Raw genomic sequence first — 26,143 nt, 5'->3', positions numbered from 1 at the left:
TCGCTGCTGTCTCAGTAGCACCAGCCCGCGCTCACAGCGAGTGAGGAGACCAGGATGCGCCAGGAGAAGCGCCAGCAACACGGTCACCCCGACGGTGACAACGACACGGCTGAACCAAATCCCACAGGTCAACAGCGGCGAGAGAAGTTGGAAGACGAAACCGAGTCCATGCTGGACGAGATCGATGATGTCCTAGAGGAGAACGCCGAGGTATTCGTTCGGTCATACGTGCAAAAAGGCGGTCAGTAGCCGGTTCGCGAGCACCTCCCGCAGCCAACGCACGTACTCGGAGTGCGACATGACCACATCGAGCAACCCGGTACTGGTCGGGGTGAATCACCATCCGCACAAAAGCACGGCGCGGACATCCAGTAAGCGGAACTGAACCGCCGCCGCCAAGGATGCCCAACTGCTCGTCGTCGGCCACAGCGGTGGTGGCGGCTTGCGCTTGGGCGTGGAGGGCGTTCGGCTTGGACCGGGATTCTTTCGCAGTATCAACAACTTTGGGGGAATTCATGTTGTGGTACTGTGCCGTTTCCGTTGCACCAGAACACCCGTGCGGACGACATGCGGCGCCGTGTTCTCGAACAGTACGAGGCCGGCACCAACAAGCCGGACAAGATCCATGGCTGGTACAACCTGGCCGGCGGCGGTTCCGGACTCCTGCTCATCGACACCGATGACCCGCACGAGCTCACCGATTTTCTCCAGCTCTACATGGATTTGGTGAGCTGGGTCGAGAGATGAGACCGCGGCACGCGTGGTTCCCACCTGGATCTGCAGCCGAATCGCGGTACCGCGTGCGCACTCATGCCACCAGAAGCCGATGCTGACTCGCCACCACCGCGCGCATCAACTCGGCTCCGCGAGTTAGCCTCGGCATGCCCGGACTGCTCAGTGTCGACGATGCGGGTCCGGGTAGCCGAACCTCATCAGCGCCTGCGGCACCGCCATCCCGTCCAAGAGGTCTTCCAGCCTCGTCCTGACCTCTGCCAGGTGCAATGGCTGCGTCATGATCGAAGCCACCAAGCCTCGGCTCGTGGCCTCCAGCCACGCGTCCTCGACCGCCTCACCAGCCCGCACGTGGTCGTACGGCTCGTCGGCCCGAGTGCTGATGACAAGCACAGACTCGCACTCGATCTGTGCCGCCAGCTGGCAGGCATCGGGGACGTGGGGATGGGAGGTGACCAAACCGATCGCCCCGAGCCCGGTCGCGGTGAACGCATCCTTGTCCAGCCCGAAGTCCACCTGCTGCTCAGCCGCACCTCTCGGCGCCGCCTGACACCACATGCTCAGCGCACGCTGGTAATCGGCTTGAAGCACACGCGCGGCGTAGTCGAGCATCCATCCCATCGCCAGGGCCTCGATGTGGCCGGAAATCCACCTGCCGACGACGCCCGGCGAGGTCGCCGCACTCCGCACCGAGTCCCGGATGTCCTCGGACACCGCCCGCGACCCGAACGCCGGGCGATGGGACCGGCGGTCACTAATGGCGCGGAAGCGACGGTTCTCCACCTGCGTCACCACCGCCCGCCGTGCCCCAATGACAGTCGCAGTCACGGCGCCACCAGCAACTCTCACGTCAACATCCGCCGCCCAACCCAGACTGCGCACGGCCAGCACCAGGTTTTCCAAAGCCGCACCACACGAGATTCGCCTGTCGCGCCCCTCAAGATCCTGCTCAGGTAACGGCACCTCCGCCAGTTCACTCAGCACAGCGGTACGCTCCTGCAACGTCAGTGACCATGGCCGGGTGTTCTGCACCGACGGGGCATGGAGCACCGCGTCGGACAGGATCGCAACCTCATCGGCGGACCACGCAGTGCCCGGATTCTCGTATCGACTTCGCCGTCCCACAGGCAGGCCGCTCATTCAAGCCCCTCCCGTCATACCGGATGGCAGCGGCAGCACCAAAGCGCAGAGCCAACTGCCACCGACAACACGGGCCGTCGGCCCACGGCGAGGACCCTCGCGCACTCACCAAGACGTTAAACAGGGCAGATGGTCCCCCACGCCACAGGTGTCGCGCTCACACGCTTTCAGAAAGTCGGTGCCTACGGCATGCGGTCCGTGCCGCCTAACCGCTGCCACACCCGCCAACGCGATCGTGTCGGTGTCGACCTCAGAGAGCCTGCTGAACTCCAGCCCCGCCAGATGATCCGCCTGCGCCGGGTTCGGCAGCCGGTGCACCTGGGCCCGCCATCCTCGGTGGCGAACGCGATCCGCTCATGGTGCAGCACCGCACCACAACTGATCACCAGCTCCCGCCCGGTCGGATCGAGCACCTGCAGCAGCCAGGACCGTTCGAGATACAGGTGCAGCGAGTGCGCCGCCAGCTTCCACCGCCACGGCTGGCTGTTGTGCACCGACGGCGACCGCATCGTCTCTTCGGACGGCTCACTCCTACCGGTAATTCGAGCATCCCCCGCAGCGGTTGTTGTCCCCGTATCCCGAGTTTGAGCGCTGCGCGTCGATCGACGGTTTCTCCCACGGTGGGATGTGGGTAGCCGGACAGAGTCCGGCAGCAACGGATCTGTCGCCCTTCACGGCGTCGATCGGCTACCGGATTTTGGACGCTTATCACCTGGGAGGACGAGATGACCAGTTTGCTGCCTCGGCCCAGCATGGGGATGCCCGACCTGCTCCAATGGTTCGAAACCGAGTGGCCCTTCGGTGAACGGCACCCGATGCGGGTCGAAAGCTACGCTGACAAGGGCGAGTTCGTGGTCCGCTGTGAGCTACCCGGTGTGGACCCGGATAAGGACATCCACATCAACGTCGAAGGCAACCAGCTCAAGATCACCGCAGAACGCAAGCGCGAGGAGCGCACCGAACGACACAGCGAGTTTCACTACGGCTCGTTCAGCCGCACCCTCCTGCTGCCCACCAGTTGCAACACCGAGGACATCAAGGCCGAATACGAGGCCGGAATTCTCACGATTCGCATGCCGCGGCGGGAAGCCGAAGTGCGCAAGGAAATCCCGGTCGCACGGGTCGGCAAGTGACCGGCACGGCGTGGCCGCAAACGGCCACGCCGACGGTACTTCTCCGCCTGCGACCGCTGCGAACCGGCAAGCCCGAGGAGCCGGCGATGACGGAATCAGTTCGTCCCATGATGGCGGGAGTCGACGGCTCCCAGCAGTCGTCCCGCGCCGCCTCGTGGGTCGCAGCCGACGCACGCCGACGGCTGCGACCCCTGCACCTCGTGCTCGTCACCAATGACCCGGCACCCCCGCCGACGCTGAGCAGACCCTGCGCGATCTCACGGAAGCCGCCTGGGGAGTCACCGGGAGTAACAGTGACCGAGGAGGCCTCGGGACACCCCGCCGCGATCCTCATCGATTCGGATGACGACACCGGATGTAGTGGTCGGCGTTGACGGCTCCGACCAAGCGTTGACCGCGGCTGCGTGGGCGGTTGCCGAGGCCGAACTGCGACACGCACAGGTTCGCGTCGTTTTGGTCAACAATGATCCCGCGCGCGATGAGGAGCTCTGGGCATCGATTGAGGACGTGGTAGATCGATTGGCCACCGAGCATCCGAACGTGGGGGTCTGCTCGGAGATCGCGCGGGGCCACCCTGCAGGTGAGCTGGTGCGCCGTTCCGCAGACGCGCAACTGATAGTCGTCGGCTCTCGCGGGCGCAGCGCATGGTCCGGTTCCCTGCTGGGCTCGGTGAGCACCAAGGTCGCCACCCATGCCCACTGCCCGGTGGTGGTAGTGCGCGACCACCTGCTCAGCGGTCCGGTGGTGGTTGGCCTGGACAACTCGTCCCACAGTCGGGCCGCCCTGCGGTTCGCCTTTGACGAGGCTGCGGCGCACGAGACCGATCTGGTGGCGATGCAGGTCTGGCGGGACACCAGGCACGGCCCCGTCGTTCCCCCGCTGGACGAGGAAGTGACCGAATTACGCGACGAGGCGCGGCGCGGGCTCGCCGAGCAGCTCGCCGGCTGGAATGAGGAGTATCCAGATGTCGGCGTCCGCGAGATCGCCCGACGCGGGAATCCGGTCACCGAACTGACCGATGCCGCCCGTGACGCCCAGCTCTTGGTTGTCGGGCACCAGGGGTCCGGCGGATTCTCCGGGCTGCTGCTGGGCTCAGTGGCCACCGGCGTGCTCTATCACGCTCACTGCCCGGTAGCCGTGGTCCGCGGTGCAACCCCATCAAGGCAACACTGATCGACGGGAGCGAGCAATGGCGGCAGCGAAACAGCCGGTCGTCGCGGGCGTTGATGGCTCCGATCAGTCCTTGCGGGCAGCGTTGTGGGCTGCGGACGAAGCGGTCCACCGTCAAGCGGCTTTGGATCTCGTCATCGTCGTCGACGAACCGGCACGCACCCCCGAGGCCGGGAAGATGGTGCAAAAGGCCGCCGAGCGGTGCAGCAACACATCACCGGCGCTGGCCATCACCGAAGAGGTCGTGGTCGGTCACCCCGTCGAAGAGCTGGTGCGCCGCTCCAGGCAGGCGCGGATGATCGTCGTGGGCTCACGCGGGCGCGGTGGCTTCTCGACCGCGCTGCTGGGCTCGGTCAGCACCGCCGTGGCCATGCATGCCGAGTGCCCGGTGATCGTGGTGCGCGGCGAGGACGCAACCACCGGCCCCGTCGTCGTGGGAGTCGACGACTCCCCGGCCAGCCAGGCTGCGTTGCAGTTCGCCTTCGCCGCTGCAGCCCAGCGCAAGACCGAGTTGGTCGCAATGCAGGTGTGGCACGAGAAGGGCTTGCTCGCCGCTGCCGTACCTGCGGCCGATCGGGATCAGATCCAGTCGCGCATTGAGCGTTCTCTCAGCAAGCAGGTTGCTCGCTTGACCAAGGCGCACACCGACGTCCGGATTCATACACTGGCCCAACGCGGCCACCCCGTCGCCGCCCTGGCAGACGCGTCCCGCGACGCACAGCTACTGGTTGTCGGCCACCGGGGAGGCGGCGGATTCAGCGGCCTGTTCCTGGGTTCTGTAGCCGCCGGCATTCTGCACTACGCTCCGTGCCCCGTGGCGGTGGTTCGCCCCAGCCAACCCGACCAGCAGTAACCCACGGCCTCTTGCGAACGAAGAGGCTTGCCCATCCCTGCAGCTTCACCAGCGTCCCCTTGGTGAGCCCGGTGCAGTCGCTGCACCGAGGCGGGCTGCTCGGCCCGCACCGCCGCAACCGCCTCACCAGGCTGTGTCGACGGTCGGAGTGACATTCCGCCTGGTGTTGCTATTGGCTTCGGTCAGGCTCACCGCAGTGCTCAGAGATCGTGGTGCGAGCACAGCGTTCCAGTCGGATGGCGGCATCCCAGTCCGAACCTGTCGGGTAGATCGGTTCGCCAATGGTCACGTGGACAGCGCCGTGATGAACGAAACGGTGCTGACCGGGCGGGTAGATGTCGCGGGTACCGTGAATCGCTACTGGGATGACTGGCCGCCCGCTGCGTGCGGCGATGACGAAGGCTCCCATGTGGAAAGGTCGCAAGCCCGGGACCGGGAACAGCCCGCCCTCGGGGAAGATGACGAGCCGTTGGCCTTCCCTTGCCACACGGGTCAGGCGGTCGGTGTCGGCCACGCCCTGCTCGCGGTCGGGCCGCTCAACGAACAAGGTACCCACACGTCGCAGCAGAAGCCCGATCACCGGTTTCGCGGCGAAGACTTCGCCCGCCACGAACGTGTACCGGCCGGGCAATGCTGCGATGAGCGCGATGCCGTCGAGATAGCTGGGGTGGTTGGCGACCACGACGCAAGCGGGGGTGCGTACGAGTTGGTCGGTGTGGGACACGATCAGCTGCGTACCGGTGAGGCGCGCCAGGCCTCGGGCGGCCCGGCGGGCGATCAGCGTTGCGGTCGTGGGGAACAGCGCCGCCGCGAGCAGCGTCGGCCCACCAACGGCGACCGCCAGGAACCAGCACCAGACCGTGAAGGCCGCACCACCCACCTTCCGCCCAGCCCGGCGGAACCTGGCGGCTGTCGCCTCCACACGAAAGCTGGCCCACTGCCACCACAGCGGACGGGCTGGCGAGTCCATTGCTCCCCGCTCGTAGGATTGACGGCTGGCGGCGCGGCGGATCTTTCCGCTGGAGGTCTTGGGCACTGTGCCTGGTGGCGCGAAGACGATATCGTCGGGTACCGCGCCGAGAAGATCAATCGTCGTGGCAGCGATGCGTTCGCGCAGTCGGCCGAGTGCCGCTGCCTCTGTCTGGCGGGTCTCGGCGAGCACAACGAGGCGCTCGGCGTTGCCGGTGTGTCTGGTGCTGGCGAACACCGCGACGCAGCCCTTGCGGATTCCGGGGAGGTCACCAACGGCTGCCTCGAGTTCTTCGGGGTGCAGGTTGCGTCCGGCCCGGATGATGAGGTCCTTGACCCGTCCGGTGACGTAGAGTTCGCCGGCATCGAGGTATCCGAGATCACCGGTGTCCAGCCAGCCTCGACGTACCAGGGCCTTGGTCTCGCGCGGATTGTGGAAATAACCCTGGGTCGCCGATGGCCCCCGGAACTCGATGCGGCCCTCGCGCCGGTCGCCGAGTTCGTTGCCTGCGGTGTCGACAACCCGAATTTCGTGGCCCACGAGCGGCACGCCGCATGCCACGAACCGCAGCGGATCGGGATCGTCCGCAGCGGCCCGCAATGCCCGTCCCGAACGCACGAACTCCTCTCGGACGACCCGATCCACGACCGGCCCACGCTCCATCGGCGGAAACGTAAGACCCACGCATGACTCGGCGAGCCCATACACGGGAGTCAGCGCCTGCCGGTGGAACCCGTAGGGCCGGAAACGCTCCGCGAACCGCATCAGGGTGTCCGCGTGCACCGGCTCGGCACCGTTGAACGCCACCCGCCACGAGCTCAGATCCAGCCCTTCCAACTCGGACTCCTCGATCTTGCGCAGGCACAGCTCGTAAGCGAAATTCGGTCCCGCAGACAGCGTTCCTCGGTGGGTGTGGATGGCCCACAACCATCGAGAAGGCCGGGACAGAAAGGTCGACGGCGGCATCACCACCAGCGGAAGTCCAAAGTACAGGCTGGACAGCCAGGCCCCGATCAAACCCATGTCGTGATACAGCGGAAGCCAACTGACGAACACGTCAGCGGTGGACACCTACGCGGCCTGCGCCATCGCCCGGATATTGGACAGCAGGTTGGCATGGGTGAGCACCACCCCCTTGGGGTTGCCGGTACTACCCGAGGTGTACTGCAACAACGCCACATCGGCAGCGTCCCGCCCGACTTCGTTCGCCGCACCGTCCTCCGCCAGCTCGACGGGCGTGACAACGTGCCGCAGCGAGGCGACATGGCCACGCACCAGCCGCCCAAGCCGGGCAGCCCCGGGATCGGTAACCAGCAAGGTCGCCCGGGCATTGTCGAGGATGGCCACCTGACGACGCAGGTGGTCGGCCAGCTGCGACCGCCGCATCGGAGGGTAGATGGGCACCGGCACCCCACCGGCCAGGAGCACCCCGGCGAAGCTGGCGAAGTAGTCACGCCCCGTGGGGAGCATGAGCGCCACCGCATCACCGAGACGAAGCTCCCGGGACTGCAAGCCCGCGGCCACACGAGCAGCGCTGCGTTGCAGATCACGATAGCTGAGTACCTCGTCGGCCTCCTCGTGGACGATCCGCACATGCTGCCGGTCCGGGTGAACACCGACGTGCCACGCCAGCGCTCCGGTCACAGTGGCGACCGTGTCAGGAATCCGTTCAGCTGGGGACGGCAGCGCATACCGCCCGTGCCGCAAGTGAAGGACACCCGTCCGCGAGGCGCCCCGAATGGCCTGAAGGAGATCGCGAGGTGTCTCGATGACGCCGAGCGTGCCCACCGGCAGGCTGACGCCGAAGACGCCCTCGACACGGGACAACAGCTCAGCGAGCGCAAGGCTGTCGAGCCCAAGCTCACGGTCAAAACCGCTGTCCAGCGTCGCCGCCGCAGCAGCGTCGGCCGAATGACGCTCGACCACCATTTCGCGAACCACAGCCAGCAGCAACTCCCCCTCGCCCGGAGGAACTGCCGGTTCGACTGGGCTCATCACGGTCCTTCTCGTCGCCGTCGTGCGGGTTGTCAGGCGCTGGGCCGCCTGGCCGGTGCGAGGTGGCTGCCCACCCACTCGTGGGTAAGCCCGGCAGTGGCTGGGCTTGGTGAACCAAGCCACCCATTTGGAGGAACCGATCCAGCGTTATCGGCGGCAGCTAGTCGGGGATGCTAGTGAGCGGTGGGCACTCCCACCTGGCGTCGATCACTTCGGTGTGGGGCCGGTACATCCGGAGGACTGGGAACCAGGTGCCCGTCTTGGGGATGGGCAGCCAGTTGGCGTCCTTGCTCCCGCCAGGCGGCTCGGACTGCAGGTGCAGCGTCAGGCCACCGTCCGAGTCGATGGTCAGCCCTGGGGTCCGGTCGCCGATTGAGTAGCAGTCGGCCTTGTTGGGCACGAGGTTCATGTCCTCTCCGTAGACCGTCACCGACCAGAACGCGTCCACCGGAGGCAGGTGGTCCTCGTCGAAGTGGAGCTCGTAGCGTCCGCCGCCGGTGAGTTTGTTGCCCTCGGCGTCTTCGAAGTTGACCAGGTAGACGGCCTCGGCAGGATCGTTGGCGGTGATGCCGATCAAGGACTGGTCGGCTGCGCGCTTGAGGAAGTCGTCGCCGAAGCGGCCCATCTGCGGTGGGGGATAGCGCCATCCGTTGACGAAGTGCGCCCAGTCCCCGCTGAAGATCTGCTGCTCCAGCATCGGGCCTCCCACGGCGGCGGCACGCATCAACCCATCCTTGACCGCCTGCGGTTGTTCCTCCACATCCAGGCCGGGCCCCACGCCGATTTCCGCGAACTGCCTGAGCAGAACCTCGTGGTGAACCGGTGGGGGATTTTCGGCGAGCATCGCGTTGAGCGTCTTCCACGGCCCCAGGGGATCTTCGGACGCTTCAATCGGTTTGAGCACGTCACGCCGTTGCGGAACTCTTGGGCGCTGCTTGCCGAACTGGCTGAGCGGAACCAGGCGGTACTGCCGCTGGAGCGCTCGAACATGCGGCACATCTTCCTTTCCGCTCACCAGTGTCCGGCCGAGGACGAGGATCCACGGGCTCGGAGCGCTCTGCAGCCGCCGCACCTCGCGGGGGAGGTCACCGTCCCAGCCAGGCCCCACCAGAGCGAAATGGCCAGCACGCGGTCCGGTGGTGCGCTGGCCGACGTAGTCGAAGTTGTCCGAGGTGATGCCCACGAGCTCGAAGGTGAAGTACCGGTCGCCCATGTCGGGATGGGAAAGGATGACCGGCTCCTCGCTCAGATCGACCCACGCCAGTGAGTAGAGGGTGTCGTTGTTGGGGCAACCGCCGTCGCGATAGGTTGCGTCGATGAGCCGCTGGGCGTGCCAGAAATGGTTGACCGGTGCATACGGAACAACGGCAGGATCTCGTTCCTGCGTCACCCAGTTGTATCGGATCCGGGCGTTGTAGATGTAGGGAAAGCCGTAGACGAAGGCTTGTTCCCCGAGGGTGTAGGCGTACTCGCGACGCCAGTCGTCGATGTGGCCCGTCACGATCGGCGCTACCGCCCGCCAGAGCGTCGGAAGTTCCCTCGGCAGGCGGACTGCCTGATCGATCACTGCTTTGGGGTGCGTGATCGCGTGTGCGGCGGCCCTGCCGGCGGCATTGGCCGCACGCGTCACAGCAGCCGTCGCACCGACCGGATTGCCGGATATGCGCTCCCACACGTGCTGCCTCGCAGCAGACATCAGGTCCCCCTCCACATCGTTTCCGCTGACGACGGCGCCCCTCGCCGGTAGCAAAGAAGAACGAGCCCTAACCCGCTCCCGGCACCAGCCAGCAGCGTGCGCCGCGCAATTGGCCGCGACAAGGGCCGAAGGCCACACCTACCCAAACATCGGCCTGCTGCCCTTTCGCGAGCGCCACAAGGCCTGTGCAGCCGCCGATCGCCCCACTGCGCCCGGGCAACCTGGATCCCTGACGTGATCAGCACGCTCAGCAGGCCAGCCTCGGCGAGGTCGGCACCGCCGGAGAAGACCTGCAATGCAATGGCGCCTCGTACGGCCAGGAAGCCCACCACGAGCGTTAACCACGGCACCGAATGCCCGACGGCTGCGACGCTCAAGGACAAGCTGAGATAGTCCAGCACCCAGCTCAGCGCGGCGAGCATGGTGATGACCATCCACGGGACCGCCATTCGGCAGAAGGCCAGGCTTGCGAGGCAGATTCCAAGCGATCGGCGGCGGGACACGGACTTGAGCGGCTGTTCGCTCATCCTTTGACAACGCCGAGGGGGACCAGCCGCGCCACCGGTTTGGCCAGCCCCGCTTCGTGACAGGCACGCACTACTTCGTCGACGTCTTTGTAGGATTCCGGCGCTTCTTCCACAAGTCCCCGGGTCGACGCACCCCGTACGAGGATGCCGGCGGCGGCCATTTCGCTACGGAGTTTTTCGATGGGGATGTGGCGTGCGGCAGCGTGCCTGCTGAGCACTCGGCCTGCCCCGTGACAGGCGGAATGGAAGGCCGGACTCGCTTCGACACCGACCAGCACGTACGACGCGGTGCCCATCGACCCGGGAACCAGCACTGGCTGACCGTACGGTGCGAGGTCAGCGGGCAGTTCCGGGTGGTGTGGTGGGAATGCACGGGTGGCGCCCTTGCGGTGCACGCACAGGGTCCGCAAGTGACTGTCGACCGGATGTGTCTCGATCTTCGCGAGATTGTGCGAGACGTCGTAGAGCAACACCAACTCGCCGAGCCCGGCCGCGGCGAACGCCTCTCTGATCGCATGGGTGAGGGCTTGCCGGTTGGCCATCCCGTAGTTGGCCGCTGCGGCCATGGCGGCCAGGTAGCTTTCTCCTTCCGCGGACGGCACTGGGACGCACGCGAGTTGGCGGTCGGGAACGTGGATGCCGTAGCGGTGCATGGCGGTGTCCATCAGTCGGACGTAATCAGTGCATACCTGATGTCCCAGGCCCCGTGAACCGCAGTGCACCAGGACGCACACGGAACCGGTTCGCAAGCCGAACGCCTCGGCGGTCGCCGGGTCCAGGACCTGGTCCACGGCTTGGACCTCGGCGAAGTGGTTGCCCGAGCCGAGGCTGCCGACCTGCCGCGCGCCGCGTTCCCGAGCGCGCGTGCTGACCTTCTCGGGGCCCGCACCAGGCATCGTGCCGCCGCTCTCGCAACGTTTGAGATCATCCGGGGTCCCCATGCCACGGGCTACCAGGTGCGCGGCGCCTGCCACCAAGATGTCATCGAGTTCGTCGGCGCTGCATCGGGGCAGCACCCCGCCAGGCCCTGTGCCACGTGGGATCATTCGTCCCAATGCGTTCATCAGTTCGCCGAGTTCGCCGCACAGGTCGTTCCTGTGGATCTGCGAGACCAGCAAGCGGACGCCGCATGAGATGTCGAAGCCTACTCCGCCCGGGGAAACGACGCCCTCGTCTTCGATGTCGGTTGCCGCAACGCCACCGATCGGGAAGCCGTATCCCCAATGCACGTCCGGCATGGCGTATGAGGCGTCCACGATTCCTGGCAGGCACGCCACATTCACCACTTGATCCAGGGATCGATCGCCGACGGCAGCGGGCAGCAACGACCTGGTCGCGAACACCACGCCCGGCACTCGCATCTGCCCTTGACGCGGCAGCAGCCACCGGCACCGGCCTTGCGGAACAAGCTCCACCAATGCGATTCACTCCGATCGGATTCTGCGGGCACGACCCGATCCGGGATTCGACTTGGACGTCATAGGGGCCGTTGCTGCCCCGGGAACCACCAGTCCGGTGGCGGGGGCTTGGTGTCGGGCTCCCAGGTGAGATCGGCCCCTGCGGGCAGCGCAGCGGTGAGGCTGTGGTCGGTCAGGACGCGGGCGATGTCGGAGGGCGAGATGATGCCGCGGAGTTCGCCCGCGCTGCAGACGAGGATTCGGCCCCGGCTGGTTTGGGTCATGCGAGGCAGCACGAGTGCCAACGGTTCCTCCGGCTCGGCCACCGCGATCTTCTCCACGGGGCAGGCCACCTGCCCGAGCGTGGTCCGGCCGCGGGCCTGCACCGGCACTGCACGAAGGTGCTGGAGGGTCACCAGACCTCGCAGCTGTTCGTGCTCGTCGAGCACCGGAAACGTGGAGTGCCGATGGGACACGACGGCATCGCGGAAGAAATCTTCCACCGACTGTCCCGCCTCCACAGTCTCGACCGGGCTGGACATCACGTCCCCGACCGAGATCCCAGCCAGGGCCACACCGATGCGGGCCTGGCGTTCCTCAGCGGAAGCCATGTTGACGATGAAAAGGCCCACCAGCACCAACCACAGCCCGCCAGTGCTGCGCCCCAGCACCTCGGCGAGGCCCGCGAAGATCAACAGGAACCCGAAGCCGCGTCCCGCCCACGCCGACCACACCGCCGCCCGGAACCGATCACCACTCAACGCCCACAACACCGACCGCAACACCCGGCCGCCGTCCAGCGGTGCCGCAGGTACCAGGTTGAACACCGCCACCACGGCGTTGAGCACCGCCAGATAGCCCAGCACGGCCACGATCAACTCATCGGCACCCAGCCGAATCGCCATCCAATCGCCCGCGCCGAACACCAGCGCGAGCACCGCGCTGGAGGCCGGACCGACGACCGCGATGCGGAAGTCGGCTCCAGCAGTGCGCGCCTCGCCCCGAAGCCGCGCCACCCCACCCAGCAACCACAAGGTGATGCCCTCCACCACGACCCCGTTGCGTCGGGCGACGACCGAATGCGCGAGCTCATGAACCAGCACCGAACACACCAACAGCACCGCGGAGACGATCCCGGCGAGCGCATAAGCAAGTGGCGCGTGTCCGGGAAAGGCGGCCGGTAACCAATACACCCCCAGGCCAACGGCCACCAGTACGACGATGCCCACCACGCTCCAGTGCAAGCCGATCCGCACCCCGGCGAACCGTCCCAACGGAATCGTGTCCCTCATCGGCACCACCTGGCCTTCGACCCCTTCATCCGCGGAGCACCGCGACAGTGCACGGCGCGGCGTGCACCACAGCGTGACTGACCGACCCCAGCACAGCCCGGCGGGCCGGGCCCCGACCACGGCTGCCGACAACCAGCAATTCCGCGCCCCGCGAAGCCTCGACGAGCGCTTGCGCCGGGCGCTGGACCGTGACCACTTCGCGCACCGCAACGTCGGGATGGCGTTCCGCGCATCCCGCCAAGGACCGCGACAACAGCTCCGAGGCTTCCCGATGCGCCTCATCGTGATCGAGATCCCATGCCAGCGCGTAATCCAGGGGCAGGTCGCTCCAGGCGTGCACAGCGACCAAACGGCAACGATGCCGGGAAGCGAAGTCGAATGCGAAGTCGACTGCACGGACGCTGTTCGGGGAGCCGTCCACGCCCACGACCACAACCTGCGGGGATTCCTGCCCGGTCTGATCGCCGCCGCGGGTGATGACCACGGGCCCACCTGTCTGGTGAGCGAGCAACTCGGCCGCGGTCGAGCCGACCAGGACCAGATCCGCGCTGCCGATGCCCGAGGAACCCACCACCAGCAACTCGGCGTGCTCGGACTTCCCCGCCAGCACCTCAACCGGGTCGCCGGAGAGCATTTCGGTGCGTATCTCCAACCCGGGCGCGATCTGGAGGCACTGTTGCACGACCGCGTTCAACTCCCGCCGCATGGCCTGTTGAACGGGCTCGTGGGACTCTGACTCCCCTGACCGTCGAGAGCGGGTGAGTTCCAGCAACGGCCGGGGGAACACGTGCGCCAGCAGCAGCGGACGACGCCTGCTGGCAGCTTCCCGAGCCGCCCACCCCGCAGCGTGGCGGGACGCCGTCGAAGCATCGAGCCCCACGACGACCTCATGACCAACTTCCGACACCGGACCGGCCTCCCCCGGTGGACCAGGAATCGACGCGATGAGCAGAAAGAACCCTGCGCTCGGGCACCGATCGTTGCGACTCAGGCCCTGCGCCCGACTGCCGCGAGGTGGCTGGTGAACCAGTCGCGGGCGAGTTCCGCAGCCTCGTCCAGAGTCCCTTCCTCCTCGAACAGGTGGGTCGCTCCCGGCACGATTGCGAGTTGGCTCTCGCAGCGCATCAGGGCGTGTGCTTGCTGGTTGAGTCCGAGCACCGCGTCATCCCGGCTACCCACGATCAGCAGTGTCGGAGCCTGCACCTCGGCCAGCCGCGCAGCAGCCAGGTCCGGCCGGCCGCCGCGGGAGACCACGGCTTTCACCAGGTCCGGCGCCTCGGCAGCCGCCCACAGCGCTGCCGCAGCTCCGGTGCTCGCGCCGAAGTAGCCGAGGCCGAGGCGTCGGGCTTCCGGCTGGGTGCGCAACCACCTGGTCACCTCGACCAGCCGAGACGCCAGCAGTTCGACGTCGAAGACGTTCCTGCGGTCGAATTCCTCGGCCCCTGCGAGCAGGTCGAACAGCAACGTCCCCAACCCGGCGCGGTTGAGTTTCCCGGCCACGTACCGGTTGCGGGGGCTGTGCCTGCTGCTGCCGCTGCCGTGCGCGAACACCACGATCCCCCGGGCTCGCTCGGGCACGCTCAGATGTCCCGCCAGCCGCACCGGACCGACCTCGACCTCGACCTCTTCATCCCGTAGCCAGGCGTCGGGATCCCCGGCCGTGGTTTGGGTCGCGGTGGGCGTGGGATGGGCCTGCGCGGCCCGGTCAAGCAAGTCGACCACCTCCGCGTCCGAAGTTTGGCTGAAGTCCGCGTACCACTGGCCGATCGCCCAGAATCCCACGGGTGTTTCCAGGCAGACCAGTTCGTCCACGGATTCCCGCAGCCTCTCCAGCGCACTGCGCGGGGCTACCGGCACCGCCAACACCACCCGCGCCGCGCCCTGCGCGCGAGCCACGCGGCAGGCCACCGCAGCAGTGGAGCCGGTCGCGATCCCGTCATCGACGATGAGCGCCGTCCGCCCCGACAGCTCCGCCCGCGCGCGACCCTCCCGGAGCCGCTGGGCCCGCCGGTCCAGCTCGACGCGCTCCCGCTGCTCGACCTCCGCAAGCTCATCGGGCCGCACCCCGGTCCGCCACATCACCTCGTCGTTGATGATGCGGACATCGCCTTCTCCGATCGCCCCCATCCCCAACTCGGGGTGGAAGGGAACACCGAGCTTGCGCACCACGATCACGTCCAGCGGGGCGTCCAGTGCCCGGGCCACCTCGAAAGCGACCGGAACACCACCCCGCGGCAACCCCAACACCACCACGTCCTCGTCGCGCAGGTGCTGCAACTGCTCGGCCAGCCGCCACCCCGCATCTCTCCGGTCACCGAACGGCATGCCGTCACCTCCCACGGCTCCCCGCCCAGTGTTGGCCTGCGGGCATCGCGCACGCAGTGGCCCAACGTCCCTTTCCGCACTCGGACGGCGTCCGCTGGGCATGCGCATCCGCATGGCTACTGGCAACGTCGTACACGGTCCACCGGATCTGCAGCAGCGGCCGGTTACCACCGACGGCGGCGTCGTAGCGGTGGCGCGTCGGACGGATGCGAACGATCCACGCGCCACTGAGGAAACGAGGTGGAACATGGCAACACCGAGCAGACCTGTGCTCGTCGGGGTGGATGCCTTCCCGGCGTCATCGGAAGCCGCGTTGTGGGCGGTGGCGGAGGCCGCGCTGCGTCACGCGGACATGCAACTCGTGGTCGTCAACGACGACCCGACCCTGGAAGAGAATCTCCGGCAGCGGCTGCAGGACGTGGCCGGCCGGTGCCGCGAGCACCGTCCGCAAGTGGCCATCTCCGAGCATCTCTGCCGGGGCCGCCCCGCTGCGGAACTCATCCGGCGCTCCAGCGAGGCGCAACTGCTGGTGACCGGATCCCGCGGGCGGGAGGAACCGGCCGGATGGCTGGGCTCGGTGAGCACCGCGGTCGCCACTCGCGCCTACTGCCCGGTCACCGTGGTACACGGGCCCCACACCGAGTTCACCAGCGGTCCGATCGTCGTCGGTTACGACGACTCTCAGCACAGCGGTACGGCCCTACGGTTCGCCCTCGAGGCCGCGATCTTGCACCACACCGATGTGCTGGCCATTCTCGTCCTACGCGACATCCGGAACGAATACCCCTGGACGGAGCAGTCCATCATCGACATCGACTGGAAACGCTGGCACGACGAAGCACTGGCACACCTCGGCAGGCAACTCACCGAACGCACCGAGGACTACCCGGGTGTCAGCGCCCGGGCAGAAGTGCGGCGCGGTTACCCGATCGAGGAGCTGGCCGAGGCCGGCAGTGCCGCCCGAATGCTGGTCGTCGGCCACCGCGGCACCGGCGGTGCCCCCGGTCTGCTGCTGGGATCTGTCGCCTCCGGTGTGCTCCACCACGCACCCTGCCCCGTCACCGTCGTCCGCTGAGCCCCGCCTAACCGTGATCAGGTAACGGCGCTGCCTTAGGGCGAGTGCAGCACCAGCGCGGAACTGCCCGCCGGTGTGAAGCCAAGGATCTGGCCATAGAAGGCCATTTCGGCGTCCAGTGCGCGGCTGATGGGATCGGCCCGCCGGAAATGGTGGCCCTCGCCGGGAAAGACGAGACGGGCACGCGCGACACCGTTGCGTCGCAGGGCTTCGTCCAGCAGTCGGCTCTGCGACGGGGGAACGACCTCGTCGCGGGTGCCGTGGAGCATGAGCACCGGACGACGGATGCTCCGCAGCCACGATGGGTCTCGCTGCAGGGTCGAATCGGCGGCCAGTGCTCGCAGGTGGTCGGCCATCCTGCGACTTCCCTGTTCGGCAAGCAGTGGAAGGTCGGCTACACCGGCGTAGATCGTGCCGCCCGCGCAGAGATTCGTGTGCGCCAGCACCCCCAGCGCAGTGGCACCCCCGGCACCGACCCCGCGCACGAGCAAACGCGCCGGGTCCGCACCGCGCTGCTGGACCAGCTCTCGACCGACAACGACGCAATCCTCGACATCGGCGATGCCCCACCGTCCGTAGATCTGCTCGCGGTAGCCGCGCCCGAATCCCGACATGCCTCGGCAGACGACGTCGGCGACGCCGACACCACGGCTGGTGAAGAACAGGACGACCGGATCGAGCATCCGCGTCGCGCGGTCGGCGGGCCAATCCCGCAGGAACAGCACGTAGGGAACCCGCTCGTTAGAGGGTGCGCGCAGGTCGGGGTTGTGCGGGGGATGAACGACCGCGTGGACTTGGTGGCCGTCGCGTCCAGCGAAGGTGGTCCACTCCGCTGGGGCACACCAGCCACGCGCTGGGGTCGGCATCGACCGGCGCAGCACCCGGCGTGCTCCGGTGCTGGCATTGACCACCACGACGGCGGCGGGCTGCACGGGGGAGCCGGCAACACCTGCGATCACATTGCCGGATGTGCGCAGCCGGGGCTGGTATGCGGTGTATGGCAGGTCCAGGGGCTCGAGGGTACCGGTGTCGGGGTGCAGCAGATCCAGGCGCCAATCGCCCGTACCGTGCAGCATCGCCAGCCGTCCGTTCGCGAGCCGGCCGTAGGTAGCCAGGCCGCCTTCCCATTGCGGCCAGCCGAACTCTTCCGGCCAACACGCCAACGGCCGCAGTGCTCCATCCAAGCGCACCTCGTACGGGTTCCACCAACGTGACCGGTCGGACACCGCGGAGAGGGCACCCGGGCCGATCCACTCGGGCTGGAACACGGACTCGCCGAGCCCACCCAACACGCTCCACGCCGGCGAAACGCCCTCGGACGTGACCGGCCCGACCCACAACCGACACCCGTCCCACGGCACGTGCGGGTGTTGCCACGCAAGCCACGCCAGCATCGACCCGTCAGGAGACGGACGTGGCGATCCGATGCATTCCTCTGTCCTCAGCAGTGTCCGGACCGCATAGGCGCCGTCCAGGGACACCGACACGATTGCGCGCTCAGATCGCCTTTCACGCACGCACCACACGCTCCGGCCATCCGGACCACGCACGAGATCACGGTACGTACCGGGTGACCCGGCGGTCAGGGTCTGCACCTGGCACGCGCGGCGCACCAGGTGCAGACCATCGTCGTCGGCCACGACCAATGCCCGGCCGGCCACGGGGAGCCAGGATCGGAGATCGTGCTGAGCCCCCAACGCCGCCAATTCCTTGCCGAATACCTCGGTGGCCTCCCCATCAAGCGCGCACTGAACAATTGCGCTACGCCCGTCTTCTTCCGGCCGGGTCTCCTCCCACCACAACACGCCATCTGCGCCCAACGCGACAGAACGCACAGCGACCGCGCGCGCCGCCGCACGAGAGGTCATGGCGGACTGCCACGTTCCGTACGGTGCCGAACCAGCCATCGCGATCGCCCTCCGCTCACCGCTCGCCGCTCACGCGTTCGGCCCTGCCTGTTCGCAGCACAACAGCCAGACAGGCCGCCGGAACAAGGGGACGAAGTCCTCTCTCACGACCGCCGCGTTGTCACGGCGGCAGGAAGCGAGTGTTCCCCGCAAGCGCCAGCCAGACCGAACCCGGCCTCGGGCAGCGCGCGCCCACTTCCGAGGGTGGTGGCCTTCGCCCCTGGACGGACCATCCAGCCGCTGGCGACGGTGCGGTAGCAACGAACCAAGCGCGAGGAGGACGGCCGGATGACCAAGATCGCTCTCGCCGGACACCGGCATCTCACGCCCGAGACCGCCGAGCTCGTCGACGAGGCGATTCGCGACGAGCTACCCCGCCTGGTCCAGGGCAGCCACCGCGACATCGTGGGCATCACGTGCCTGGCGCCCGGGGCGCAACTACTCCTCGCCCGGGCAGTTGCCGATCTCGGGGGCGAGCTCGAAGTGGTCGTCCCCACCGCGAACTACGAGGAGCAGTTGCCTGGGGGCTCCCGCGCGGAGTACCAATCCCTCCTTGCCCATTCCCGCAGACTGCACCGCCTACCTGCCGCCGAGTCAGACGAAGCGGCCTATCGCGAGGCGAATTACTTCATGCTTCTGCTCGCCGATCGTCTCCTCGCGGTCTGGGACGGCACCAACCCTCACGGGACGGATGCCACCGCGGCCCTCGTCTCCGCGGCACGCGCGCGGGGGCTGCCGCTTACCGTCGTCTGGCCGCCAGGCGCCAAGCGCAGCGGCCAACGACACAGCTCTTCGCGTACCAGCGCCGACCGCTGATCTTCCGAACCACTCACCGCGGCAAACTGCACGGGGGGATCCTCATGAACACCACTCGACACCCACCACCAGCCGAGCGCGTCGAACCTCCCGAACCTGACCACGGTGCGGATCTGGTCGCCAAGTACCTCTCCCAGATCGCCGCGATCCCGCTCTTGACCGCAGGTCAGGAGGTCGCGCTGGCCAAACGCATCGAGGCCGGCGTGTACGCCGCGCACCTGCTCACCGACCACGAAGCAGCGGGCGGCAGGCCACGCGACCGGCACGCCCTGGAGACCATCGCCGAAGACGGGCAACGCGCCAAGGACCAGCTGATCCGCGCCAACCTGCGCCTGGTCGCCGCCGAGGCGAAAAGGCACGCACGGCAGAGCATGTCGTACCTCGACGTGGTGCAGGAGGGAAACCTGGGCCTCATTCATGCGGTCGAGAAATTCGACTACACCAAGGGATACAAGTTCTCCACCTATGCGATGTGGTGGATCCGCCAAAGCATCCGGCGGGGCATGGCACAACGCGCCAGAGCGATCCGGCTCCCCAACCGACAGGTGGAGGAACTGACCCGGCTCGCCCGCTGCGAAGAGCACCTCCGCGCGCGCCTCGGCGAAGAACCAACGGTCGACGAACTGGCACAAGCCGCTGGGATCACCGCAGCCAAGGTCACCGAACTCCGCGCACTCGCCCACATCTCGCTCAGCCTGGACACCCCGGTCGGTGACGACGGCGAAGCCACCGTCGGCGACCTGATCCCGGACACCGACGTGCTCCACGCGCTCGACGTCGTCGAATACCACGAACTCGCACGGGAAATACGCATCCTCGTCGACACCTTGCCGCCTCGCGAATCCCTCATCCTGAGCTTGCGGTACGGCCTGCAGACCGGGCAGCCGGCCACCGTCCAAGACGTTGCCGCCCGCGTGGGTCTGAGCACCGACCGGGTCCGCCAACTGGAGAAGCAGGCGCTGAAGGAGTTGCGTGATCCGGAACGAGTCGGACCGGTGTTGTCCGGGAAACACCGGCTACCCGCACCGCGACGACGACCTGCCTGAACCGAGCCCGACAGGCCAGCTGCGGCGGGAGGAAATGGAGTATGAAACAGAATCCATGCTGGATGAGATCGACGACGTCCTCGAAGAGAACGCCGAAGCATTCGTCCGTTCCTACGCGTTCCTACGTCCAGAAGGACGGCCAGTAGTCGACTCGTTGACCAACCGGGCAACGGGGTTCGTCAGCGGCCCTCATCGAGCTCCTGCCCACGCATGCGCTCGGACAGCAGGTCGAGGAACCAATCCATGGCCTCTTCAACGAGAACAGCTTCGGCCGCATCCCCGGACGCACGTGCCATGTTGCGTACGCGGTACGCCTCGGTGATGCGGGCGCACAGCTTCTCATTCGTCAGCTCCCACGGCACCCGAGGCTCGTCAACACCCACACCCACCACCTGAATCCCGAGCAGAGCACCAAGCTGGCAACTCGTGTCGAACGCAAGCATCCCGTCGTTCCACTCCCGGCGAAGTCGACACCGAGAACATCGAGGCCACGCTCGAAGACGGGGTGCTTTCGGTGCGCGTGCGCAAGGCCGAGGAGTCCAAGCCACGCAAGATCGAAATCAAGTAGAGCTGCGAGCGCCGACCTGGAGCCGGGGGGTTGCCCCGGCTCCGGGCAAGGCGCTCCTTCAGCTCCAAGCGAGGAGATCGTCCACGCTCTGGTTCTGGTGCAGACGGCTGATGGCATCCGCAAGCAGCGGTGCAACGGAATGAACCTCCGGCCGGAGGGTGGTCAGCTCACCCGGAGTCAGGGTGTCGGTGACGAGCAGGGTGCGCAGTGGTAGTGCGACGAGCCGGTCGGCGGCGGGGCCAAGTAGGGGGCCATGCGTGGCTGCCACGGTGATCTCGGGCAATGCGCCTCTTTCCAGCAGGACGTGGACCGCTGCTTCTATGGTGGCGCCGGTACTGATCATGTCGTCCACGACGAGCACGGGCCTCGACGCGACATCGCCCACCAGTTCTTCGGCACGCACGGTCGAACCGGTTTGTCGGGTCTTGCGGACCACGGCCACCGGCGCCCCCAGGAAAGCGGCGTAATGCTCTGCGAGCTTCACCGCACCGAGATCCGGTGCTACGACCACCGCTTCGCCGACTACGCGCTCCGCTCCCGCAGCCGCCAGCCCCGGCACCGCGGTCAGCATCTCGACCGGTATTCCGCACATGGCCTCGAGCGACTTCGTGTGCGGGTCCACGACGATCAGCCGGTCCGCTCCCGCACCCGCTATCGCGTCGGCGACCACCCGGGCACCCACCGATTCGCCCGCTCGGCTACGCCGATCCTGGCGCGCGTACCCGAAGTACGGCACCACTGCGGTCACCCGTGCCGCGTCCGCGCGCCGACACGCGTCGAGCAGCAGCAGGAGTTCCACCACGTTCTCGTTGACCGGAGGCCCAGTGGGCTGGACCACGTAGACATCCGCGCCGCAGGCGCAGTCGACCACCGGCCGTAGCTCGCCGTCGGGAAATCGCTCGACCGAACATCCGGCCAAGCGTGCCCCCGATACCTCCGCGATGGATTCGGCGAGCGGGCGGTTGGCCGTTCCCGCCACGATCTGGGCTGTCATCGCATCTGAGCTCCGTCGTGCCTGGGCAAATCTGACGTGCCGGCTTCACCAGGAGACGCCGTATCGACGACGGCGACACAGGCAGCCCGTCCACGAGCCAAGCGGCAGGAAGCAGCGGCTCACGTCAGTTTTCCCATCCTGGAAGTTCAGAAGATGCCGCGATAGAGCAGAAAGCCCATGCCGCAGATTCCACGACTAGGTGCGTCCCGAGCCCTCGGACTCTTGCCACTCGGCGAATCTCGGGCGTGCCCGGGGAAGGACCGGCGCGTCGGCCAGGCTGCGGTGGGGCGGGCCTGCGGATAGCGTGGAGGGCGATCCGGGTCGATCCGCGATTCCTCGGCTAAATCAACTTCTTTTGGGGGACGATCATGTTGTGGTACTGCCGCTTCCGGTGGCATGAGAACACGCGTGCGGAGGACGTGCGGCGTCGCGTTCTCGAACAGCACGAGGCGGGTACCAACAAGCCGGACAAGATCCGTGGTTGGTACAACCTGGCTGGCGGTGGCTCGGGTTTCCTCCTCGTCGACACCGACGACCCGCACGAGCTGACCGATCTTCTCCAGCCCTACATGGATCTGGTGAGCTGGGACGTGCACGCGATCTACGAACTTCGCTACCAGCAGATGATCGACGAATTTCGCCAGCAACTCCAAGCGACCGCATGACCGGCAACCGCAACCAATACCCGGACGTCGGCGCCGCCGCATGTGCAGGTTGACCAGGTCCGGGTTTCCGCAGCGCCGAGTGGCAGCGTCGGTTCATGGAGCGATGCGAAGCGAGCGTCGTTCTGCGGCCTCCATCGAGACGTACAGGTGCCACGCCGTCGTAGCCACGTCGTTTTCCCAGAAGCGCCCGATAACCCCGGCCGCGGACCGCCCGTCGTCGGCCGAGATCGGTCTCACTCGGTCGAACACGGGATGCAGCTCTGGACTGGGGTGGGTCACGATCTCAAGGAGGTAGTCCACGAGCCGCTGGAGGGGGATCCAGCTGTGCGGGGCGTGCGGGATGTCTTCCGACCAGGTCTGGAACATGTTGTCCCAGACCACCATCAGCTCCGCACCGAGGACACGGCGGAGTTCGCGGACGAAGTCTTCGTCCAGTGCGTGCGAAGCACTGCCGCGGGAGTGCGGCAGCAGTTCCAGAAGATCGAGCAGGCGAGCGACGTCGGGATGCTCGGCAGGGTCGGTCGTGAAGATGTTCGCGGTCATGGTGGCTGCTCCGTGGTCCCAGCGATCTCGGCGCTCGCCGCAACGAGTATGCGGTAGCCGCGCATGGCAACTACGAGAAACCCGAGACACAACACCGTGCACCCGGTTACGAAACCAACAGCCGGTGCTGGCCCGACTCGACTGCCCGGAGCAACTCGGACCGCGACACCCGGCGCGGTCCGCATTCGCACGTGGCCGGCAGCGCGTCGTCCGCCATCGCGCCTGTTCCCGGATCGAGCACGTCCACGACTTCCACCCCGGGCACCGCATCGTGGTGTGCGACGTCCACGAAGTCCCTCGAACCATGGGAGTGCGGCCCGCTCCGCGCGACGTAGACCAGACCCACATCCGTGTCGTAGACGGTCGCCACGTGGTGGCTCTCGGCGCACTGCACCCGCAGTTTCACACTCCGATCGGGCTGCACGAGTGCTTCCACGGCTACGTGTGCTGCCGCCCGGCGAGCCTCGGGTGTTGCGAAACCCTTCTCCACCACGGTGGACTCCTCCGACAAGGCCTGCCCGGGGGCGGCTCCCCGTCTTATGACGTTGGGTCAAGCAAGGCCAACAAGCCTTCGCGAAACCATCTGCCCCCGGAAGGTCACCGGGTTTGCCCAGCGCTTTCAGCATCACGGCCGGGTACCGAGCCGTAAAGGGGCCAGAAGTCCCCGCGCAAGCCCGGACCGGTCTGCTAGTCCGAAGGCGTGATCAGTCCGTAATGGCCGTCGTAGCGGTGGTAGAGCAAGGCTCCACGGCCGCGTTCGCCGTCCAGGAAGAACAGGAATGGAAGGTCCATCGCACCCAATCGCTCGGCGGCTTCGGCGGTGCTGAGCACAGGCGCGCGCCGTTCGCTGACGGTCACCGGGACGGCGTGCTCGGCAAGGTGGTCTGGGTCCGGGTCGATCTGCGCCAGGCGGTATCCGCTCGGCGTGCGGTACAGCACGCTGTCCTGCTCGGTGCCGAGCTCGGTGAACAGGTGGAAGTCGTAGTCCATGACGTCCATGTCGAACTCGGCCTCGTCCACGCCGCAGCGTGCGAGGGCGAAGGTCTTGTGGCGGATCACTTCGCGCTCGTCGACCGGGCGCGGGAAGTACGGGGGGCGGTGCGCCGACTCGTCACCGTGACGCCACTCGTGCGGTTGCGCCGATGTCGTCCTGCCCCGCCGCGCCTGCCAATGCCGGGCGACTCGCTCCAGGCTGCGCTGGAGGCGTTCCTGCAAGCGGTCGATGGCCTCCTCGGAGGTGGGCGCGGAAACCTGTGCCCGCACCAGCCGCCCGTTGACATCGAGGTTGGCCTGCGCGGTTGCTCTCGGTGACGCTGCCGGATCCCGATGACGCGACACACGCACCCGCGCGTACAGCACGGGCTCGTGCGCGAAGCGAAAGACGGAACGGACTTGCTGCTCGGCGTAGTCGGAGATCTCGCTAATAGGTTCATCGCTGACCTGCACGTCGACCGGAACATCCGGCGAAGCTCGTGGTCGAGCCACCATCACAACTCCAATCCAGCCCGTCGGTCGGCTTCAGGCCGCCGGGCGCAGCAGTGCGCGGATGTCTTCCGGGAGCTGGTCGAGCACCTTGTCGACCTGTCCGGGCGAAAGGTGCCGGAGAGCCACCGCAGTGATCGCTGGGGCTGCCCGGTGCACGTCCGTGACGGATATGTTCGCCTCCCGCGCGAATCGGGACAGGTACTGCTGAGCGTCGTACTTCTCCGGCACCGCGCTGGGATTCCAGCCGTCGTAGTAGACGCCCCGCAGCAGTTCCGGAAGCTGCGCGGCGAAATGCGCGGCGGCTTCCACCGGCAGCCGATCCCGCAGCACGTGCAACCACGCGCGCAGAACCCGGTAGGCGAAGTGCCGGTCGTCGGTGTCGAACTCGTGGCTGACGTCGTGCACCCACGTGCTCGCCGTCTGCACCGCGTGGTCGAAGAGCGGAGTGTTCGCCGTCGGCACGGTTGCCCCTCCTTCCCATCCGATTCCGCATCCAGGCTCCACATCGAGCGGAGGCACGATGAAGAGGCGGAAGTCCACGGGCCCAGCGGTGACCAATTCCCCCTGCCAATCCAGGATGACGTCAGCACACTCGTGGCTATGACTCACCCGGTCCGGGACCGAGACAGGTGCGGTCGAGCGCACCGCGACCGATTCGGCTGGTTCAGGGCTCGTGATCGGCATTGATGGGTCGCTGTACAGCGGCAGTGGCAGCGTCGTGCGCCAGGCCGTGGCCTACGCGGGGCTCACCTGCCAGCCGGTGAGGATATGGAATGCGCGAGCCCGCCGCCCCCATCCTGGTTTGCGTCCGCAACACGTGCGTGCCGTGGAGGCCGTTCGCGACCTCGTTGGGGGCGCGCTGGAGGGCGCCACAGTCGGATCGCGCACGCTCGCATTCTCTCCCGGTCGCTTGATTCCCGAGGGACGCTACGCCTGGGACGTGGGGACGGCCGGATCGGCGACCGCACTGGCATTGGCCGTGCTCCCACTGCTTGTCTGCCGCGGGCGAGGAGTCGAACTCGAGATTCGCGGCGGCCTGTTCCAGGACTCCGCGCCCTCGGTGTTTCACCTCCAGCATGTGCTCCTGCCCCTGGTCGGCCGCGTCGGCGTGGACGCGGAGCTGGAACTGGTCCGCCCTGGCTACACCCCCATCGGGGGAGGCATCATCCGTCTCATCGTGCACCCTGCCCCACACGGGCTCCATCCCGTGACCCTTGACCAGCCTGGCAACGTGCGCAGCCTGTGGGGGATCGCGTTGTCCTCGCACCTCGAGTACCGACACGTATCCGCCCGGATGGCCAACGCCGCAGGCGGCGTCCTCGCCGCGGAAGGATTCGACGTCGAAATCGAGCAACGCAACGATCTCACCGCAGCACAGCCAGGTGCAGCATTCGCACTGTTCGCCGACCTCACCCACGGGGTGCGCCTAGGAGCGGACGGCGCCGGCGCCCCACACCGGCGAGCCGAGCACATCGGCGCAACGGTCGCTCGCCAGCTGCTGCACGAGATCGCCAGCGGAGCCACGACGGACCGCTTCACCGCCGACCAGATCCTCCCGTTCGCGGCGCTGGCATCCGGCGACAGCATCTTTCGGATACCCTCTGTCACCGAGCACGTGACGACAGGACTGTGGTTGGCGTCGCTGTTTCTCGGCACAGGGGCGCGCGTGACCCACGACCGCATCGTCATCCACGGCTCCGCCGCTCGGATCGCCCACTGACGCTCCTGCCACCCATCGAGCGAGCTGTGCTGACCCGGGGCTCCTGTTTCACTTCCGACACCGCAGGGGTATTCGCGGTGTGCCAGGACGAGCG

The 26,143-nt window shown here is 67.2% G+C and carries 26 protein-coding genes and 2 pseudogenes; 13 read left to right on the top strand and 15 right to left on the bottom strand.

The features are described from left to right. Positions 1 to 54 precede the first annotated feature (54 nt). Positions 55 to 249, top strand: coding sequence for a ubiquitin-like protein Pup (locus BJ970_RS17605; protein WP_184727255.1), 195 nt, complete (start codon positions 55 to 57; stop codon positions 247 to 249). A 279-nt stretch (positions 250 to 528) separates the two neighbouring features. Beyond that, positions 529 to 747: a DUF3303 family protein gene (locus tag BJ970_RS17600; RefSeq protein WP_246470895.1), complete on the top strand. Its 219-nt coding sequence runs from the start codon at positions 529 to 531 to the stop codon at positions 745 to 747. Between the two features lie 147 nt (positions 748 to 894). Here BJ970_RS17600 and BJ970_RS17595 read toward each other — a convergent pair whose 3' ends face one another. Beyond that, the gene (locus BJ970_RS17595; RefSeq protein ID WP_184727254.1) at positions 895 to 1,872 is read right to left on the bottom strand and encodes a nitroreductase family protein; all 978 of its coding nucleotides are present in this window, start codon (positions 1,870 to 1,872) and stop codon (positions 895 to 897) included. Positions 1,873 to 2,054: 182 nt separating this feature from the next. Continuing rightward, positions 2,055 to 2,366 carry a hypothetical protein gene (locus BJ970_RS17590; RefSeq protein WP_221467209.1) on the bottom strand — a complete coding sequence of 104 codons (312 nt, stop codon included), beginning with the start codon at positions 2,364 to 2,366 and terminating at the stop codon, positions 2,055 to 2,057. 231 nt (positions 2,367 to 2,597) lie between these two features. Between BJ970_RS17590 and BJ970_RS17585 the strand changes: the two genes are divergently transcribed. The 4 genes from BJ970_RS17585 (at position 2,598) to BJ970_RS17570 (ending at position 5,028) form a co-directional block, all read left to right on the top strand. Beyond that, positions 2,598 to 3,005: an Hsp20/alpha crystallin family protein gene (locus tag BJ970_RS17585; protein ID WP_184727252.1), complete on the top strand. Its 408-nt coding sequence runs from the start codon at positions 2,598 to 2,600 to the stop codon at positions 3,003 to 3,005. A gap of 86 nt (positions 3,006 to 3,091) precedes the next feature. Next, positions 3,092 to 3,379, top strand: a complete 288-nt coding sequence (locus BJ970_RS17580; protein WP_184727251.1) for a universal stress protein — start codon at positions 3,092 to 3,094, stop codon at positions 3,377 to 3,379. Continuing rightward, positions 3,348 to 4,178: a universal stress protein gene (locus tag BJ970_RS17575; protein ID WP_184727250.1), complete on the top strand. Its 831-nt coding sequence runs from the start codon at positions 3,348 to 3,350 to the stop codon at positions 4,176 to 4,178. Before BJ970_RS17580 ends, BJ970_RS17575 begins: the two co-directional genes overlap by 32 nt. A 16-nt stretch (positions 4,179 to 4,194) precedes the next feature. Then, a complete protein-coding gene (locus BJ970_RS17570; protein ID WP_184727249.1) occupies positions 4,195 to 5,028 on the top strand; it encodes a universal stress protein in 834 nt (277 codons plus the stop codon). A gap of 169 nt (positions 5,029 to 5,197) precedes the next feature. On the opposite strand, the pseudogene BJ970_RS40020 reads toward BJ970_RS17570, so the two are convergent. From BJ970_RS40020 to BJ970_RS17540, 6 genes and pseudogenes are all read right to left on the bottom strand, one after another. Beyond that, positions 5,198 to 7,927: pseudogene (locus tag BJ970_RS40020) on the bottom strand (AMP-binding protein). Positions 7,928 to 8,153: 226 nt separating this feature from the next. Then, positions 8,154 to 9,689: a DUF1254 domain-containing protein gene (locus tag BJ970_RS17560; RefSeq protein WP_184727248.1), complete on the bottom strand. Its 1,536-nt coding sequence runs from the start codon at positions 9,687 to 9,689 to the stop codon at positions 8,154 to 8,156. A 523-nt stretch (positions 9,690 to 10,212) separates the two neighbouring features. Next, complete coding sequence (locus tag BJ970_RS17555) at positions 10,213 to 11,631, bottom strand: RtcB family protein (protein ID WP_184727247.1); 1,419 nt, start codon at positions 11,629 to 11,631, stop codon at positions 10,213 to 10,215. A 62-nt stretch (positions 11,632 to 11,693) separates the two neighbouring features. Then, on the bottom strand, positions 11,694 to 12,905 hold the full coding sequence (locus BJ970_RS17550) for a site-2 protease family protein (RefSeq protein WP_184727246.1): 1,212 nt from the start codon (positions 12,903 to 12,905) through the stop codon (positions 11,694 to 11,696). 25 nt (positions 12,906 to 12,930) lie between these two features. Next, positions 12,931 to 13,812 carry a universal stress protein gene (locus BJ970_RS17545; protein ID WP_184727245.1) on the bottom strand — a complete coding sequence of 294 codons (882 nt, stop codon included), beginning with the start codon at positions 13,810 to 13,812 and terminating at the stop codon, positions 12,931 to 12,933. A gap of 80 nt (positions 13,813 to 13,892) precedes the next feature. Beyond that, positions 13,893 to 15,230, bottom strand: coding sequence for a phosphoribosyltransferase (locus BJ970_RS17540; RefSeq protein ID WP_184727244.1), 1,338 nt, complete (start codon positions 15,228 to 15,230; stop codon positions 13,893 to 13,895). 247 nt (positions 15,231 to 15,477) lie between these two features. On the opposite strand from BJ970_RS17540, the gene BJ970_RS17535 reads away from it, so the two are divergent. After that, positions 15,478 to 16,305 (top strand): universal stress protein, encoded by an 828-nt coding sequence (locus BJ970_RS17535; protein WP_184727243.1) that lies wholly within the window; start codon positions 15,478 to 15,480, stop codon positions 16,303 to 16,305. 35 nt (positions 16,306 to 16,340) lie between these two features. Here BJ970_RS17535 and BJ970_RS17530 read toward each other — a convergent pair whose 3' ends face one another. Continuing rightward, positions 16,341 to 18,212 carry a S9 family peptidase gene (locus BJ970_RS17530; RefSeq protein ID WP_184727242.1) on the bottom strand — a complete coding sequence of 624 codons (1,872 nt, stop codon included), beginning with the start codon at positions 18,210 to 18,212 and terminating at the stop codon, positions 16,341 to 16,343. Positions 18,213 to 18,500: 288 nt separating this feature from the next. Between BJ970_RS17530 and BJ970_RS37050 the strand changes: the two genes are divergently transcribed. The 3 genes and pseudogenes from BJ970_RS37050 to BJ970_RS40015 form a co-directional block, all read left to right on the top strand. After that, a complete protein-coding gene (locus BJ970_RS37050; protein WP_221467206.1) occupies positions 18,501 to 19,028 on the top strand; it encodes a hypothetical protein in 528 nt (175 codons plus the stop codon). A gap of 44 nt (positions 19,029 to 19,072) precedes the next feature. After that, the gene (locus BJ970_RS17525) at positions 19,073 to 20,074 is read left to right on the top strand and encodes a sigma-70 family RNA polymerase sigma factor (RefSeq protein ID WP_221467205.1); all 1,002 of its coding nucleotides are present in this window, start codon (positions 19,073 to 19,075) and stop codon (positions 20,072 to 20,074) included. Further along, positions 20,067 to 20,189 (top strand): annotated as a pseudogene (locus BJ970_RS40015) (ubiquitin-like protein Pup); the annotation flags it as partial. The gene BJ970_RS17525 and the pseudogene BJ970_RS40015, both read left to right, overlap by 8 nt. 64 nt (positions 20,190 to 20,253) lie before the next feature. Here the strand turns inward: BJ970_RS40015 and BJ970_RS37930 are convergent. Beyond that, the gene (locus BJ970_RS37930) at positions 20,254 to 20,517 is read right to left on the bottom strand and encodes a hypothetical protein (protein ID WP_246471856.1); all 264 of its coding nucleotides are present in this window, start codon (positions 20,515 to 20,517) and stop codon (positions 20,254 to 20,256) included. A gap of 38 nt (positions 20,518 to 20,555) precedes the next feature. Here BJ970_RS37930 and BJ970_RS37925 point away from each other — a divergent pair, with 38 nt between their 5' ends. Next, positions 20,556 to 20,642: an Hsp20 family protein gene (locus BJ970_RS37925; RefSeq protein WP_312864454.1), complete on the top strand. Its 87-nt coding sequence runs from the start codon at positions 20,556 to 20,558 to the stop codon at positions 20,640 to 20,642. Positions 20,643 to 20,700: 58 nt separating this feature from the next. Here the strand turns inward: BJ970_RS37925 and BJ970_RS17510 are convergent, their stop codons facing one another. Continuing rightward, positions 20,701 to 21,636 (bottom strand): ribose-phosphate diphosphokinase, encoded by a 936-nt coding sequence (locus BJ970_RS17510; protein WP_184727240.1) that lies wholly within the window; start codon positions 21,634 to 21,636, stop codon positions 20,701 to 20,703. A gap of 368 nt (positions 21,637 to 22,004) precedes the next feature. Between BJ970_RS17510 and BJ970_RS17505 the strand changes: the two genes are divergently transcribed. Further along, entirely contained in the window at positions 22,005 to 22,301 is a 297-nt protein-coding gene (locus BJ970_RS17505) for a DUF3303 domain-containing protein (RefSeq protein ID WP_184727239.1), read from the top strand. Between the two features lie 93 nt (positions 22,302 to 22,394). On the opposite strand, the gene BJ970_RS17500 is transcribed toward BJ970_RS17505, so the two are convergent. The 4 genes from BJ970_RS17500 to BJ970_RS17485 form a co-directional block, all read right to left on the bottom strand. Beyond that, positions 22,395 to 22,844 carry a hypothetical protein gene (locus BJ970_RS17500; protein ID WP_184727238.1) on the bottom strand — a complete coding sequence of 150 codons (450 nt, stop codon included), beginning with the start codon at positions 22,842 to 22,844 and terminating at the stop codon, positions 22,395 to 22,397. 106 nt (positions 22,845 to 22,950) lie between these two features. Continuing rightward, positions 22,951 to 23,337: a hypothetical protein gene (locus BJ970_RS17495; protein ID WP_184727237.1), complete on the bottom strand. Its 387-nt coding sequence runs from the start codon at positions 23,335 to 23,337 to the stop codon at positions 22,951 to 22,953. A gap of 194 nt (positions 23,338 to 23,531) precedes the next feature. Then, positions 23,532 to 24,332: a ribosome hibernation promotion factor gene (locus tag BJ970_RS17490; RefSeq protein WP_184727236.1), complete on the bottom strand. Its 801-nt coding sequence runs from the start codon at positions 24,330 to 24,332 to the stop codon at positions 23,532 to 23,534. A 30-nt stretch (positions 24,333 to 24,362) separates the two neighbouring features. Beyond that, positions 24,363 to 24,791 (bottom strand): DUF2267 domain-containing protein, encoded by a 429-nt coding sequence (locus BJ970_RS17485; RefSeq protein ID WP_184727235.1) that lies wholly within the window; start codon positions 24,789 to 24,791, stop codon positions 24,363 to 24,365. Between the two features lie 211 nt (positions 24,792 to 25,002). Between BJ970_RS17485 and rtcA the strand changes: the two genes are divergently transcribed. Continuing rightward, positions 25,003 to 26,049: an RNA 3'-terminal phosphate cyclase gene (gene rtcA, locus BJ970_RS17480; RefSeq protein WP_184727234.1), complete on the top strand. Its 1,047-nt coding sequence runs from the start codon at positions 25,003 to 25,005 to the stop codon at positions 26,047 to 26,049. Positions 26,050 to 26,143: the final 94 nt, after the last annotated feature.

This window comes from Saccharopolyspora phatthalungensis, assembly GCF_014203395.1.
GTDB classification, from domain to species: domain Bacteria; phylum Actinomycetota; class Actinomycetes; order Mycobacteriales; family Pseudonocardiaceae; genus Saccharopolyspora; species Saccharopolyspora phatthalungensis.
This window is presented reverse-complemented; position numbering and strand designations above follow the sequence as displayed.